The 14,890-nt window shown below is 31.4% G+C and carries 17 protein-coding genes and 1 tRNA gene; 10 read left to right on the top strand and 8 right to left on the bottom strand.

Annotated features, from left to right (window positions below; genetic code table 11):
* Positions 1-33: 33 nt before the first annotated feature.
* The 4 genes from gldD to mutY all read right to left on the bottom strand — a co-directional run bounded on the left by gldD (position 34) and on the right by mutY (position 3,535).
* Entirely contained in the window at positions 34-612 is a 579-nt protein-coding gene (gene gldD, locus RM697_RS04000) for a gliding motility lipoprotein GldD (RefSeq protein WP_311426570.1), read from the bottom strand.
* Positions 612-1,940 (bottom strand): gliding motility-associated protein GldE, encoded by a 1,329-nt coding sequence (gldE, locus tag RM697_RS03995; RefSeq protein WP_311426569.1) that lies wholly within the window; start codon positions 1,938-1,940, stop codon positions 612-614. The genes gldD and gldE overlap by 1 nt, the downstream gene beginning before the upstream one ends.
* A gap of 25 nt (positions 1,941-1,965) precedes the next feature.
* A complete protein-coding gene (locus RM697_RS03990; protein WP_311426568.1) occupies positions 1,966-2,406 on the bottom strand; it encodes a single-stranded DNA-binding protein in 441 nt (146 codons plus the stop codon).
* An 88-nt stretch (positions 2,407-2,494) separates the two neighbouring features.
* Positions 2,495-3,535, bottom strand: a complete 1,041-nt coding sequence (mutY, locus tag RM697_RS03985; RefSeq protein WP_311426567.1) for an A/G-specific adenine glycosylase — start codon at positions 3,533-3,535, stop codon at positions 2,495-2,497.
* A gap of 132 nt (positions 3,536-3,667) precedes the next feature.
* Here mutY and RM697_RS03980 point away from each other — a divergent pair, with 132 nt between their 5' ends.
* Together RM697_RS03980 and RM697_RS03975 are read left to right on the top strand one after the other, a co-directional pair.
* The gene (locus tag RM697_RS03980) at positions 3,668-3,958 is read left to right on the top strand and encodes an HU family DNA-binding protein (protein WP_311426566.1); all 291 of its coding nucleotides are present in this window, start codon (positions 3,668-3,670) and stop codon (positions 3,956-3,958) included.
* 292 nt (positions 3,959-4,250) lie between these two features.
* On the top strand, positions 4,251-5,795 hold the full coding sequence (locus tag RM697_RS03975) for an Rne/Rng family ribonuclease (RefSeq protein WP_311426565.1): 1,545 nt from the start codon (positions 4,251-4,253) through the stop codon (positions 5,793-5,795).
* Positions 5,796-6,323: 528 nt separating this feature from the next.
* On the opposite strand, the gene RM697_RS03970 is transcribed toward RM697_RS03975, so the two are convergent.
* Complete coding sequence (locus tag RM697_RS03970; RefSeq protein ID WP_311426564.1) at positions 6,324-6,947, bottom strand: response regulator; 624 nt, start codon at positions 6,945-6,947, stop codon at positions 6,324-6,326.
* Between the two features lie 49 nt (positions 6,948-6,996).
* Positions 6,997-7,434 (bottom strand): retropepsin-like aspartic protease, encoded by a 438-nt coding sequence (locus RM697_RS03965; RefSeq protein ID WP_311426563.1) that lies wholly within the window; start codon positions 7,432-7,434, stop codon positions 6,997-6,999.
* A gap of 48 nt (positions 7,435-7,482) precedes the next feature.
* On the opposite strand from RM697_RS03965, the gene RM697_RS03960 reads away from it, so the two are divergent.
* The 8 genes from RM697_RS03960 (at position 7,483) to RM697_RS03925 (ending at position 12,689) form a co-directional block, all read left to right on the top strand.
* Positions 7,483-8,253 (top strand): TatD family hydrolase, encoded by a 771-nt coding sequence (locus RM697_RS03960; RefSeq protein ID WP_311426562.1) that lies wholly within the window; start codon positions 7,483-7,485, stop codon positions 8,251-8,253.
* Position 8,254: 1 nt separating this feature from the next.
* The gene (locus RM697_RS03955) at positions 8,255-9,277 is read left to right on the top strand and encodes an asparaginase (protein WP_311426561.1); all 1,023 of its coding nucleotides are present in this window, start codon (positions 8,255-8,257) and stop codon (positions 9,275-9,277) included.
* Positions 9,278-9,348: 71 nt separating this feature from the next.
* A tRNA-Ser gene (locus tag RM697_RS03950) sits at positions 9,349-9,437 on the top strand.
* 155 nt (positions 9,438-9,592) lie between these two features.
* Positions 9,593-10,354, top strand: coding sequence for a MotA/TolQ/ExbB proton channel family protein (locus tag RM697_RS03945; RefSeq protein ID WP_311426560.1), 762 nt, complete (start codon positions 9,593-9,595; stop codon positions 10,352-10,354).
* Between the two features lie 12 nt (positions 10,355-10,366).
* A complete protein-coding gene (locus RM697_RS03940) occupies positions 10,367-10,825 on the top strand; it encodes a hypothetical protein (RefSeq protein ID WP_311426559.1) in 459 nt (152 codons plus the stop codon).
* A 6-nt stretch (positions 10,826-10,831) separates the two neighbouring features.
* On the top strand, positions 10,832-11,446 hold the full coding sequence (locus tag RM697_RS03935) for an ExbD/TolR family protein (RefSeq protein ID WP_311426558.1): 615 nt from the start codon (positions 10,832-10,834) through the stop codon (positions 11,444-11,446).
* A gap of 14 nt (positions 11,447-11,460) precedes the next feature.
* On the top strand, positions 11,461-11,931 hold the full coding sequence (locus RM697_RS03930; protein WP_311426557.1) for an ExbD/TolR family protein: 471 nt from the start codon (positions 11,461-11,463) through the stop codon (positions 11,929-11,931).
* 83 nt (positions 11,932-12,014) lie between these two features.
* The gene (locus tag RM697_RS03925; RefSeq protein WP_311426556.1) at positions 12,015-12,689 is read left to right on the top strand and encodes a porin family protein; all 675 of its coding nucleotides are present in this window, start codon (positions 12,015-12,017) and stop codon (positions 12,687-12,689) included.
* 71 nt (positions 12,690-12,760) lie between these two features.
* On the opposite strand, the gene RM697_RS03920 is transcribed toward RM697_RS03925, so the two are convergent.
* Positions 12,761-13,366 (bottom strand): hypothetical protein, encoded by a 606-nt coding sequence (locus tag RM697_RS03920; RefSeq protein ID WP_311426555.1) that lies wholly within the window; start codon positions 13,364-13,366, stop codon positions 12,761-12,763.
* On the bottom strand, positions 13,366-14,832 hold the full coding sequence (gene rpoN, locus RM697_RS03915; RefSeq protein WP_311426554.1) for an RNA polymerase factor sigma-54: 1,467 nt from the start codon (positions 14,830-14,832) through the stop codon (positions 13,366-13,368). The genes RM697_RS03920 and rpoN overlap by 1 nt, the downstream gene beginning before the upstream one ends.
* Between the last annotated feature and the right edge of the window lie 58 nt (positions 14,833-14,890).

The following is a 14,890-nucleotide window of genomic DNA, read 5'->3' as shown; positions in this document are numbered from 1 at the left end:
AATAAAAAAGCCTCTAAATTCTTAGAGGCTTTTTTATTGTTTCCATTCCAAGGATTCCATAATTTGTTTTATATCATTTTTAAGATATACTGCAGCTGGATATATAGAATCATAATTTGGTTTTGCATAGAAATAAAGTGATCCATTTAGAAAATGATTAGTGCTATCTGTAGCATAAAATTGAGATTGAGACGCAGCATTTCCACCAACTTCATAGAACATACCAAAAACACGTTTGCTTTCATTAATAAAGGGCTGCTCTACTATTTCATCAGCTTTCATAGTATGTTTTTGAGTTAAATTTTGAGCATCTTTAATTAAGGTTATAAGATTATCATCAGTAACTTCTTTATAAGTTAAATAAATGGTTCCTTTTAATTGAGGATATTCTAAATCTAATCCTATAGTTTTTGTTTTAGAATCTATTTTAATAGATGTTATTTCCTTAGAAAAGGTATTTCTCTCAAAAGAAAACGGAACATTAGGAGATATTCTTTTGTAAGAAGCTTCAGGATAATCTAATCTAAGCTGACCATTAGGTTTAGGTTTGTATTCATCATTACAAGAAGACAATATCAATATACTCAATAATCCTATTAAAGGTTTTTTCATTAGTCTAAGATCGTTAACTTTATCTGTTTAATTCGTTTTTTTTCTAATCCTTCAATAGTGAAAACGTAATTTTTAAAATTTATTTTACTTCCAACTCTAGGGAAACTCCCTGAGATTTCTAATACAAAACCAGCAATGGTCTCGGCTTCACCTTTTCTTTCTTCAAAAATTGTATTGTCTTCAATAGGTATAATTTTATATAAGTCTTTTAGTGTGGTTTTGCCTTCAAAGCTATAGTTTTTGTCGTCTAGTTTAGTGTAAATGACGTCGTCGTCATCAAACTCATCACTTATATCACCTACAATTTCTTCAATAATATCTTCTAAAGAAATGATTCCGGAAGTTCCTCCATACTCATCTACAACGACTGCTAAGTGAACTTTTTTAGCTTGGAATTCAACCATTAAATCATCTAATTTTTTATTCTCAGGAACAAAAAAAGGTGTTCTAACTAAGGATGTCCAATCTAATGAGGTTTTGTTGATATGAGGTAGTAAATCTTTGGAATATAAAATTCCAATAATGGTATCCATATTGTCTTTATAAACAGGAATTCTAGAATATCCATTTTTAATAATCTCTGGAATAATTTCTGAAAATTCCTGATAGGTGTTTAGTGCAAAAATATCTAACCTCGGACGCATTACTTGCTTAGTATCTGTATTACCAAAGGACACAATCCCTTCGAGTATTTTTTGTTCTTCGTCAGTGGTTTCATCACTACTTGTTAGTTCTAATGCTTGTGATAATTTGTCAACGCTAATGTTAGATTTTTGCTTTCCTAATCTGTTTTCTATTGCTACTGTGATATAACGCATAGGTAAACTTACAGGCGAAAAAACAGTGTCTAATATATTGAGCGGCTTAGACATAAAAGAGGAGAAAGAAATCTTATTTCTACTAGCATAAATTTTTGGAATAATTTCACCAAAAAGTAGAATTAAGAATGTTGCCAGAACAACTTTAATAAAAAACACTAATGAGATATTGAAAAAAAACAGGTTTATACTATAATTTAGGTTCTCAAAAAGGTCGTCACTAATAGAGGCAAAAAGTATTACTATAGCAATATTGATAAAGTTATTGGTGACTAAAATAGTAGCTAATAACTTTTTAGGACGCTCTAATAGATTGCTAATAGTTGTTTTCGTTTTTAAGTTATCTTCAAACCCTGAGTCAATATCAGATTGCGATAAAGAGAATAAAGCTACTTCTGCACCAGAGATTAAAGCTGAACAAAATAGGAGTATAATTATGGCAACAATACCTAAAATTAGAGAGGTATTTGAGTAGATAAGAGTAATTATAAAACTGGGTTCAGGATCCAAAGCCTTAGAGATTAATTACACAATATTAAAACGGAAGATCATCTGGTTCTTCTGCAACAGGTTCGTTAACAGCATTCTGTTGTTGAGCAACGTTTGGTTGACTTGTATTGGCAGGAGCAGAGCCTTCTGCTTTAGTTGTTAAAAATGTAAACTCTGAGCATTGAATTTCTGTAGAGTATCGATCTTGTCCTTTATCATCTTGCCATTTTCTGGTTTTAATTCTGCCTTCAATGTAAACTTTATCACCTTTGGTTAGATATTTTTCACAAATCTCCGCAGCCTTATTTCGTACTACAACATTATGCCACTCTGTATTTGTAATACGCTCGTTTGTTGTTTTGTTGGTGTATGTTTCGTTTGTAGCTAAAGGAAAGCGACCAATACAGCCACCACCTTCAAAATAATGCATTTTTACTTCATCACCTAAATGCCCAATGAGCATTACTTTATTTAGAGTTCCAGACATGTTTAAATTAGTTTAAGCTACAAAAATATACCTTTTGTATTGATTGTATTAAAATTAATAAAAAATTACGAGTTTATTAAACCTTTGATTAGTCAAAGAACTCTTCAATAAAATTTGCAATTAATATTGGAGTAGGGTATTTACGAATATTTTTTATGTGTATAGAGTCCCTGTAGTTGATATTGGATTCAATAATCCAAAACGTTGTATGTAAATGCTGGTGAGAAAGTTTGTGTATGTATGGCTTTTCATTGTATTTAGTAATGTCGAAATTTTCTTTACCAACAATATTTTTTAATGTGTTATGCTCTCTTATAAACAATTCTTCTATATTTTGTTCACTTTCAATTAAAGGAAATTGATATAAATTTTGCCAGATTCCTTTTTTAGTTCGTTTTTCAAGGATAGTGTATTGAGTATTAGTTTTAATAACTAGGTAGTTAAAAAACTTAGTCTTTACTTTAGTTGTTTTAAGTTTTACAGGTAAGTTTGGTATTATATTATCTTTAAGAGCTTTGCAGCTTGTATTTAAAGGACATTTAATACAGTTAGGATTTTTAGGCTTGCATTGTATAGCGCCAAACTCCATAACAGCTTGGTTATAATCACCAGGCTGATTATGATCAATTAAGGTAGTGGCTAAATCTTTAAATTCTTTAATCCCTTTTGTAGAGTTTATAGGAGTTTCAACACCAAAATATCTAGAGAGTACTCTGTAAACATTACCATCAACTACAGCTTTAGGTTCATTATAGCATATAGAAGCAATAGCACTAGCCGTATAATCACCAACACCTTTTAACTCTAAAAGTCCATTATAGTTTTTAGGAAAAGCACCATTAAGATTAAATGCAATATGTTTTGCAGAAGCATGTAGGTTCCTGGCTCTAGAATAATAGCCTAGGCCTTGCCATAATTTTAAAACGTCATTTTCGGTAGCATTTGCAAGATCAAAAACACTAGGAAATTGATTTACAAAAGCTTCATAATATGTTAAACCTTGTTTAACTTGTGTCTGCTGAAGTATAATTTCTGATAGCCACACAAAATACGGGTTTTTTGTTCTTCTCCAAGGTAAATCCCTTTTGTTATCTGAAAACCAGCGTATTAAAATTTTATTAAAATCCATTCGAATATTTTAAGTCTTGCAAAAATAAATCTTTATAGCGTTAAATTTTAATGAATTACGCTTGAAAGTTTGAAATTAAATTACCTATATTTGCATCCCTTATAATTAATAGTAACCCTAAAAAGAATAACAATGACAAAAGCAGATTTAGTAGCTAAGATTTCGGATAAACTTGGTATGGAGAAAGGAGATGTACAAGCTACTGTAGAAACATTCATGGAAGAAGTAAAGACATCTCTAACAAGTGGAGATAATGTTTACTTAAGAGGTTTTGGAAGTTTCATAATTAAAACAAGAGCAGAGAAAACAGGTAGAAACATTTCTAAAAATGTAACGATTAAAATTCCTGCACACAATATACCAGCGTTTAAGCCAGCTAAAGTATTCGTAGAAGGCGTTAAAACTAACGTTGAAGTAAACTAAAAAAAGTATTAATTTAATTAAAGTATAACTTATGCCAAGTGGTAAAAAAAGAAAAAGACACAAGGTAGCTACGCACAAGCGTAAAAAAAGAAGACGAGCTAATCGTCACAAAAAAAAGTAAATTGAAAAAGTAGTTAATTAACTACTTTTTCAATTTTTAAAACAACGTTCTTTGATATAGAATCTTTAGTAATAGAGTTACCTTAAACTACTAAAGGTTTGCTGGATTTTTAAAATCCTGTGTCAAGAAAATAATAATCCATCTCGATTTTTCGAGATATAAATTAACATTATGGATAAAGAATTGATTATAAGATCAAGTTCCGATATTGTTGATTTTGCTTTATTAAAAGATGGAAAACTTATTGAATTACATAAAGATGAAGAGGATAACAACTTTGCTGTAGGTGATATTTTTATTGCCAAAATCAGAAAAGTTGTTCCAGGACTAAATGCTGCATTTGTAAATGTAGGTTACGAGAAAGATGCATTTTTGCATTACCACGATTTAGGACCACAATTATCTTCTCTTTTAAAATTCGTAAAACGTGTAAGCACAGGTAAACTCAGAGATTACTCTCTGAAAAACTTCCCATTTGAGAAAGATATTGATAAGCATGGTAGTGTAGCTAATGTGCTAAAGTCAAATCAATCTTTATTAGTACAAGTCGTAAAAGAACCCATATCTACAAAAGGACCTCGCATTAGTTCTGAGTTGTCCATTGCAGGTAGATATATAGTATTGGTTCCATTTTCTGATAGAATTTCAATTTCACAAAAAATTGAATCTAAGGAAGAAAAAGACCGTTTAAAACGGTTAGTTAAAAGTATAACACCAAAAGGGTTTGGTGTCATAGTTAGAACAGTTGCAGATGGAAAAAAAGTAGCCGAATTAGATAAAGATTTACAAACATTGCTAAACCGATGGAACGCAATGTGTAAAAAACTTTATAAAGCTCACCATCCTACAAAAGTTCTTGGAGAAATGAACAAAGCGTCCTCTATTTTAAGAGACATTTTTAACGATTCTTTCTCTAGTATTATTGTAGACGACGAAGCATTGTTTGAACAAGTTAAAGACTACGTGCATGAAATTGCGCCGAAAAAAGAATCTATAGTTAAATATTACAAAAACGGTGTTCCTGTTTTTGAAAAATATGGTATAGAACGACAAATTAAAACCTCATTTGGTCGCACAGTATCTATGGCAAAAGGAGCCTATTTGGTAATAGAACATACCGAAGCTCTCCATGTTGTAGATGTTAACAGTGGTAATAGATCTAACAAAGAAAAAAACCAAGAAGATACAGCTTTAGAAGTGAATTTAATTTCTGCCTCTGAGATTGCTCGCCAATTACGTTTACGTGATATGGGAGGCATTATCGTTGTAGATTTTATTGATATGAATAAAGCTGAAAATCGAAAAGCATTGTACAATCATCTTCGTGATGAAATGAAAGATGACAAAGCAAAGCACAAGATTTTACCACCAAGTAAATTTGGACTCGTTCAAATTACTAGACAACGTGTAAGACCAGAGCGCAACATTAAAACCAAAGAAGAAAATCCTAACGGCGTTGCAGGCAGTGAGATAGAAGCACCAATTAAGGTTATTCAATCCATTACCCAAGACCTCGAAAGAATTTTTAAAAGAGACTATAAAAAGGTAACCCTTAATGCACACCCTTTTATAGCAGCCTTTTTAACAAAAGGATTTCCATCGATACGTACTAAGTGGTTTATGGACCACAAAAAATGGGTAAAAGTTTTACCAAGAGATGCTTACACTTATCTTGAATATCATTTTTATGACAAAAATGGTAACAAAATCAAATAATATCCAAATAAAAACCCTTCCAATAACTGGAAGGGTTTTTTTATTCAAAACATTGAGAATAAAGTGTTCTTTTTGTTTTGGATAACTAACTATAACTAAAAAAACTAACTAATACATTAGCTGCAACTATGATTGCAGCACTTATCATTAAACTAATAAGTAAAATCTTATTAGGTTTGGCGTAATTATTATTTGTTGAATTCATAATATCAAATGTTTTATTAAAAGCCTTGAACCAATGACAATCCAAGGCTTGTTTAATCGATTTTGAGGACTTATTGATTAATAGCACTGTAAAATTCCAGAAAAAAATAACACCAAACAATACGTAACTTTACGTATTTTTCAATTATTTCTGAGGAATAAAAAAAGGCTCCGAAATAATAATTCCGGAGCCAGCTAATCCCTAAATTAATAGCTATATCTTATAAAGAATAAAATACAATGTAAAATTCCATATAAAGACTACACCAAACAATACGTAACTTTACGTATTTTTAAAAAAGGTAATTGACTGGCTAATAGTGTTTAAAGAAATTCTTCGTGTTCTTTTGCCCAAATCAGAAGGCTATTTTGTTTACGATTTAAACCAAGCTTCTTAATCATATTACTTTTATGCTTTTCTACAGTTCTTGTTGATATTGAAAAAAGTTCACCAATTTCTACACCTGTTTTATTTTTAGCAATAAGAGATAATACTTTTCTTTCAGTTTTAGTAAGCTGTTCTAATGATTTTAAAGACGGAATGGATTTTAAATGCCTTAATAAATCTGGACTGAAGTAGGATTGATTTTTTAACACAGCTTCAATACATTGTTCTATTTCATTTAAAGCAAACTCTTTTAAAACGTAACCATAAATATTTAGATTCTTCGCTTGTTTAAATAAGTTTTCATCTTTTTCAAAAGTTATAATAATAATCTTTGTTTTATAGTTTTTGACCTTACAAATCTCGGCAATTTCAACACCTGTATAATGCGGCATTTGTATATCTAGTATAGCAATATCTGGCTTTAATGTTTCAATAAATTTAAGTGCTGTTTTACCATCTGCTGCAGATGCTTCTATGGCATATCCTTTTTCAATAAGAAATTCTTTAAGTCCTTTAAGTATAAGTGGATGATCATCTGCAATGATTATAGAGGGAGCCATAGCTATTAATCTAGGTTAGATGATTAAATATATGAGAATAAAAAAAATCCTACAATTTTAAATAAAGATATTTTTTCTGATAATCAATAACCGCTTTCCCTTTTTTTAGAATATCAGCACCAATTATACCATCTACAGGATTAGACTTGTGTTTTATAAGGCCTTGGTTAACATGGATTAGATTAAATAAAACCAGCACTACCTTATCTTTTTTCCACTTACCTATCTTTACTTTATTGCGTTTAGAAATCTGTGTTGGCATATTAGAATCTCCTGCGCCAACAGCTCTTATTTCAGAATCTTCGACTAAAAGATTAAAGGTCTCAACAGCTTCAAAACCTACGCAAGAACTCGATGCTCCTGTATCTAAAATAAATAAGCCTTTATAACCATTTATTCTTGCTATGATTTCGAAATGATTGGTTTTAGTAAGGTGAAGTTTTACTTTAGTGTAGCCTTGGCTAAGTAGAAATTCTTGAAGGAGCATCTTTTAATTTTATACAAATATAAGAGGATATTCACTTATTTTTACGGCATGATAATTACAGATACACATACACATCTTTACAGTGATGCCTTTAATGAAGACAGATATGATATGATGCAACGTGCTTTTAATGAAGGTGTCACAAGATTTTTTATTCCTGCTATAGATTCTACGCACATTGATGCAATGCTACAATTAGAACAAGATTATCCTGAGTATGTTCATCTTATGATGGGTTTACATCCAACGAGCGTAAAGCCAGAAACTTATAAAGACGAGTTAAAAGGTGTTGCCAATTGGTTTGCCAAACGATCGTTCTGTGCTGTAGGCGAAATAGGAATTGATTTGTATTGGGATAAAAGCACATTAAACATTCAACAAGAGGCTTTTAAGTTTCAGATTGAATTAGCAAAATCTTATAATTTACCTATTATTATTCATTGTAGAGAATCGTTTGATGAGATTTTTGAGGTTTTAGAGGAGGTTAATGATGACAAGCTTTTTGGTATTTTTCATTGTTTTACTGGAACAAAAAAACAAGCTGAACGTGCTATTTCTTTTAATATGTTATTAGGAATTGGTGGTGTTGTTACATTTAAGAATGGTAAAATTGATCAGTTCATTAATGAGATAGATTTAAAGCATATTGTTTTAGAAACAGACTCACCTTACTTAGCACCAAAACCATACAGAGGTAAACGAAATGAAAGTGCCTATATTAGCAAAGTTTTAGAGAAATTATCCGCTTTATATAATAAATCTGAAGATGAAATTGCTGAGGTAACTACTCAAAACTCTAAAGCAATCTTTAAGATATAATATGAACCCAAACATTCTTTTAATTTATACAGGTGGCACAATTGGGATGATAAAAGATCCAATCACAACAGCCTTAAAAGCATTTGATTTTTCTAATCTTATAAAAAAGATTCCGGAGCTACAATTACTAGACTGTAATATAGAAACGGTCTCATTTGCAAATCCAATAGACTCCTCTAATATGAATTATGAGTATTGGATAATGCTTGCAAATATTATTGAAGATGATTATTATAAATTTGATGGTTTTGTAGTATTACATGGTAGCGATACTATGAGCTATTCTGCATCTGCATTAAGTTTTATGTTAGAGCATTTATCCAAACCAGTAATATTTACAGGATCACAGTTACCAATAGGAGATCTTAGGACAGATGCTAAAGAAAATTTAATTACCTCAATACAAATGGCAAGTTTACAGCATTATGGTAAACCTATAATAAAAGAGGTATGCTTGTATTTTGAATACAAATTATATAGAGGTAACAGAACTACAAAAATAAACGCTGAACACTTCGAAGCTTTTGAGTCTCTAAATTATCCTCACCTTGCTGAATCAGGAGTTCATATAAAAATTAATAAAGAGGCACTTTTAAAACCTAAAACCAGAAAACACTTAAGTGTTAGAAAAAAACTCAACACCAATGTTGCTATAGTAAAGTTGTTTCCTGGAGTCAATTCCAAGGTTATTGAAAGTATCCTAACTATAGAAGAATTAAGAGGTGTTATTATAGAAACCTACGGAGCAGGTAATTGTTCTTCCGAAGATTGGTTTATTGAGTTGTTAAAAGACGCTATTAAAAGAGGTATCCATATCATAAATGTAACACAATGTTCTGGCGGAAGTGTTGAAATGGGACAGTACGAAACCAGTACACGATTAAAATCTATAGGTGTTATTTCTGGGAAAGATATTACTACAGAAGCAGCAATAACAAAACTTATGTATATGTTGGGTGAAGGCATATCATCCAAAACGTTTAAAACTATCTTCGAAACTTCTTTAAGAGGCGAGTTGTCTTAAATTCAGAATTAATTATTTTATCATTTAATTATTTTTTTGTTAATTCACACGCCATTTATAAAAGGCATTTTAGAGAGGTGGCCGAGCGGTCGAAGGCGCACGCCTGGAAAGTGTGTATCCCGCTAAAGCGGGATCGAGGGTTCGAATCCCTTCCTCTCTGCTAAAAAAGAGGTTATAAGGTTAATGCATAACATCTAAGTTGTAAGTTGTTACATTAAGTATACAAAGCTTGTGTTTAGGCGTTAAAATTTAACTTTTGGTAACATTTTTTTTTTATCTTTAACACTTTAACTAATAAAATTAAGATTAAGAACAATGAAAAGATTATTTTCAATCCTTGCCATCGTAAGTTGTATGGCATTCGGAAACGTTAATGCTAATGCTTTAACAGCATCTGCAACAACAACTACAACAACTGTAATTCAAGAAGAAGCTGCGGCAGAAAACCTTGGATTTCATCAAGAATTAAAAAAGCGTTTTATTGAGGGTGGACCAGGATTCATGGGAATTGTATTATTATGTTTAATTCTTGGATTAGCAATTGCTATTGAAAGAATTATCTTTTTAAACTTATCCACGTCTAACTCTAAGAAATTAATTGCTAACGTAGAAGACGCGTTAAACTCTGGTGGTGTTGAAGCTGCAAAAGAAGTTTGTAGAAATACAAAAGGACCTGTTGCTTCTATTTTTTACCAAGGTTTGGATAGAGCAGACGAAGACATTGACGCTGCAGAAAAAGCTGTTGTAGCTTATGGTGGTGTGCAAATGGGACAATTAGAGAAAAACGTATCTTGGATTTCTTTATTTATTGCCTTAGCACCAATGTTAGGATTCATGGGTACAGTAATTGGTATGATCCAAGCCTTTGATAAAATCCAAGCAGCAGGAGATATGCAACCATCTTTAGTAGCTGGTGGTATTAAAGTAGCACTTTTAACAACTGTATTTGGTCTTATTGTTGCCATTATTTTACAAATCTTCTATAACTATATCATTGCAAAAATTGATAGTATAGTTAACGATATGGAAGATGCGTCTATCTCTTTGATGGACTTATTAGTAAAGCACAAAAAATAATACGTAACAATTATGGGTTTACATAAAATATTTAAAATTATAGCTGCGCTCTTAGGTGTTGTTGGAATTATCTGCCTGATTAGAATTATATCAGAAGGTGATGACGCAATAAAGGATGCTGCAGCTGCAGGAGATACTGCGTTAGTAGAACCATTTGCTATTATCGCATATATCATATTAGGATTAGTATTATTATTAGTGTTAGGTTTTGTACTTAAAAATTTATTTGCAAATCCTAAATCATTGAAAAGTACATTAATAGGCGTTGGTTTATTTGCAGCTGTACTATTGATATCTTATATGGTCTCAGGAGGAGATACAAGACAATATGCCTTAGGAGAAGAAGGAATGTTTGCTTCAGAAGGACAATCACAAATGGTTGGTGCAGGTTTAGTTGCATTTTATGTTCTAATATTTGGAGCAGTAGGAGCAATGATCTTCTCTGGTGTTAAGAAAATGATTAGTAAATAATAGAGTATGGCAAAACGATCAGCACCAGAAGTAAACGCAGGATCGATGGCTGATATAGCATTCTTACTCCTTATCTTTTTTCTTGTAACAACTACAATTGAAAAAGATAAAGGAATCCTAAGAAGCTTACCACCTATTGAACCGCCTAATGATGATGAAGTCGTTATTAAAGAAAAAAATCTTTTTATCGTACTTCTAAACAGAAACGATCAATTACTTGTTGAAGATGCTCCAATGGAGGTTAAAGATCTTAGAGAAGCAGCTATAGAATTTTTAGATAATGGTGGAGGACAAAATGCAGATGGCAAATCTTGTGATTACTGTAAAGGAAAACGAGACCCAGAATCATCAGATCATCCAGACAAAGCTATTATTTCTATGCAACATGATAGAGAAACATCGTATGGAAAATATATTGCTGTCCAAAATGAATTAGTAGCAGCATATAACTTTTTAAGAAATAGAGAGGCTGAGAGATTATACGGCACCACTATGGACGAGATGTTAGCTCAGAAAGAAAAGAATCAGTTTAAGAAAGATGAAAAACTTAATAAACAAATAGAAACTATTAAGTTAATGTATCCTCTTAAATTATCTGAAGCAGAACCTAAAAAGAATTAATAAAAGGTAGCACTATGTCAAAATTTAAAAATAAGAAAAAAGGAGATTTACCTGCTATTTCTACAGCATCTTTACCAGATATTGTATTTATGTTATTATTCTTCTTTATGGTAGCTACAGTAATGCGCGATAATAATTTGTTAGTTGAAAACGATTTACCAACTGCTAATCAAGTAGAGAAGCTAAAGAAAGATCGTACAACGTTTATTTATATGGGAAAACCAAGTGATCGTTATCAAAGTAGATATGGTAAAGAGGCACGTATTCAAATAAATGATAAGTTTACAAATTTAGAATCTGTTCAAACAGCCATTACAGAAGCACGAGAAAAGATAAATGAAGATTTACGAGATAGATTTGTTGTTGCATTAAAAGTTGATAAAGAAGCAAATGCAGGTTTAGTCTCTGATGTAAAACAAGAATTACGTAAAATCAATGCACTTAAAGTAATGTATGTTACTGGTATTGGAGACGTAGAGAATTAGTAGAAGTACTAGATTCTAGTTCTTAATTTATTATAAATTTAAAGCGTTATGAAATTTTCATAACGCTTTGTTATTTTTACACTATGTATAAAGCCAAAAACTATATATTACTTTTTTCCCCATTATTCCTTATTGGTCAAACGTCTCTCGATAATCAATATAGAGAAGATCAATTCTATTTTTCAGCTACCTATAACCTATTAAATAACAAACCTAATGATATAGCTCAACGTGGTTTTTCTACAGGATTTCATCTAGGTTTTATAAGAGATTTTCCTATTAATAAAAAAAGAACTTGGGCTTTGGGTTTGGGTTTGGGTCTCTCTTCCAACTCCTATAATAACAATATGTTAATTTCAGAAACGATTAATGGTTTTCAATACAATACTATAGATGAAACCACAGATTCGTTTACTAAAAATAAGTTTACAACCTATCTAGTAGAAGTCCCTTTTGAAATTAGATGGCGAAGTTCTGATGCTGAATCGTTTAAATTTTGGAGAATTTACAGTGGCTTTAAATTAGGATATTTACTACATGGTACTTCAAAATTTAGAGGAAGCCTTGGTGATATAGATACCTCTAATCCTAATTTTGAACGCTTACAATATGGCTTAACGTTAAGTGTTGGTTACTCTACTTTTAATTTGCATTTGTATTATGGCTTAAATCCTATTTTTGATAACATGGCAACCTTGAATAATGAACCTTTAGATTTAAGCACTATTAAAATTGGTCTTATTACTTACATTCTGTAATTGTAAGACAATACTCCGTAAGTAAGAGTGGCTGTTAGTTTAGGTTTATTAAAAAGAGCACTTCAGCACTTCTACATCCAAAAATTTACTAAAAGTAACTGAGGCATAAACCCTAAAAAAGCACCAATAATAAGCTCAGAAGGAGTATGTGCTTTTAGATGTAAACGCGATGTAGCAATAGCACCAAGAATAATGCACATTAAGGCTATTGTACCATTAATATTTATCTGAAAATGAATACCAACTGCCACAGCAAACATAAAAAACCCAGAAGCAGCAATCATATGAATACTTGCTTTAATCTTTAATAGAGCTAGGATTAAACAGGCAAAAGTAGAGCAGAGTATGCCTACAAAGAAGAAGTAAAGTTCTGTGATTTCATCAATTGGTAGTACACGTTGAAGAATCAAAAAAACAATGACACAATTCATTAATAAAGGTAGAGTACGTTCTTTAACATCTCTTAAATAAATGGAATTAACTTTATTTAGAGTTTTTAAAAGAAAGAATAATAGTATTGGTAATACAATAGTTAATATCCCAATAGAAATTAATTTGGCATGCCCTAACTGCTCAGGAATAAACCGTCTGGTTTTAGAGAAATAAAACTGTACGCCTAAAATAGGCATGATTAAAGGATGAAATATAAATGATATGCTTTTTAAGAGATAATTCATTAAATCTTCTTACGCAGTCTTGCCACAGGAATATCAAGTTGTTCTCTATATTTAGCAACGGTTCGTCTTGCAATAGGATAGCCTTTTTCTTTTAAAATTTTAGCTAGCTTCTCGTCCGTAAGTGGTTTCTTTTTGTCTTCTTCTTCAATAACAGTTTCAAGGATTTTTTTAATTTCTCTAGTAGAAACATCTTCACCTTGATCGTTTTTCATGGATTCTGAGAAGAACTCTTTAATTAATTTAGTTCCATAAGGTGTATCTACATATTTACTGTTAGCTACACGAGATACTGTAGAGACATCCATATCTATTTCATCAGCTATATCTTTTAAAATCATTGGCCTTAGCTTACGTTCATCACCAGATAAAAAGTACTCTTTTTGGTAATGCATAATAGAACTCATAGTAACAAAAAGCGTTTGCTGACGTTGCCTTATAGCCTCGATAAACCATTTAGCAGCATCTAGTTTTTGCTTAATAAATAGCACAGCATCTTTTTGAGATTTTGATTTATCTTTAGATTCTTTGTAACCTTTCAGCATATTGTTATACTCTCTAGAAACATGCAATTCTGGAGCATTTCTACCATTTAAGGTAAGCTCTAATTCGCCATCAACTATTTTAATGGCAAAGTCTGGGACAATATGCTCAACAATTTTATTATTACCAGCATAAGATCCTCCTGGCTTTGGATTGAGACGTTCTATTTCTTCAATAGCATCTTTTAGTTGCATTTCAGTAACATCGAACTTACTCAGAAGTTTTTTGTAGTGCTTCTTGGTAAATTGGTCAAAAGCTTTGTCAATAATGGCAATAGCCAACTCAACATCTGGTGTTTTCTCTTTTCGGTGTAGTTGAATACTTAAGCATTCTTGCAGATTACGCGCACCAACACCAGCAGGATCTAACTGATGCACAATTTTTAAAACCTTTTCAATGTCTTCTTCAGTGGTATAGACATTTTGAGTAAAAGCCAAATCATCCATAATATCACTCAAAGTTCTGCGTATATAGCCACTCTCATCCACACTACCTACTAAAAAATTTGCAATATCTTCATCAGTATCAGAAAGGCGAAATGTATTTAGCTGATTAACTAAGTGTTGCGTAAAGGACATTCCTGCTGCATAAGGCACACTTTTTTCATCATCGTCAGCACTATAATTATTGGCTTGCATACGATACTCTGGAATTTCATCATCACTTAAGTAATCATCTACATTAATATCATCAGCATTTATGGTTTCATTATCATTATACTCGTCGCTAGAGTTATCAAATTCATCGAAATTATCGTCAGCACTATCTGTTTCCTTACCACTTTCTAGAGCAGGGTTTTCTTCTAATTCTTGTTTAAGTCGCTGCTCAAAAGCTTGTGTAGGCAACTGTATCAGTTTCATTAACTGAATCTGTTGTGGTGACAACTTTTGGGATAACTTAAATTGTAAAAACTGCTTTAACGACATTTAACTTCTGTTGATTATAAAAATAAGAAAAACCTTTCGGGTTTTTAGAACTCTGAAA

Source organism: Microcosmobacter mediterraneus (genome assembly GCF_031846265.1).
GTDB lineage: Bacteria > Bacteroidota > Bacteroidia > Flavobacteriales > Flavobacteriaceae > Microcosmobacter > Microcosmobacter mediterraneus.
This window is presented reverse-complemented; position numbering and strand designations above follow the sequence as displayed.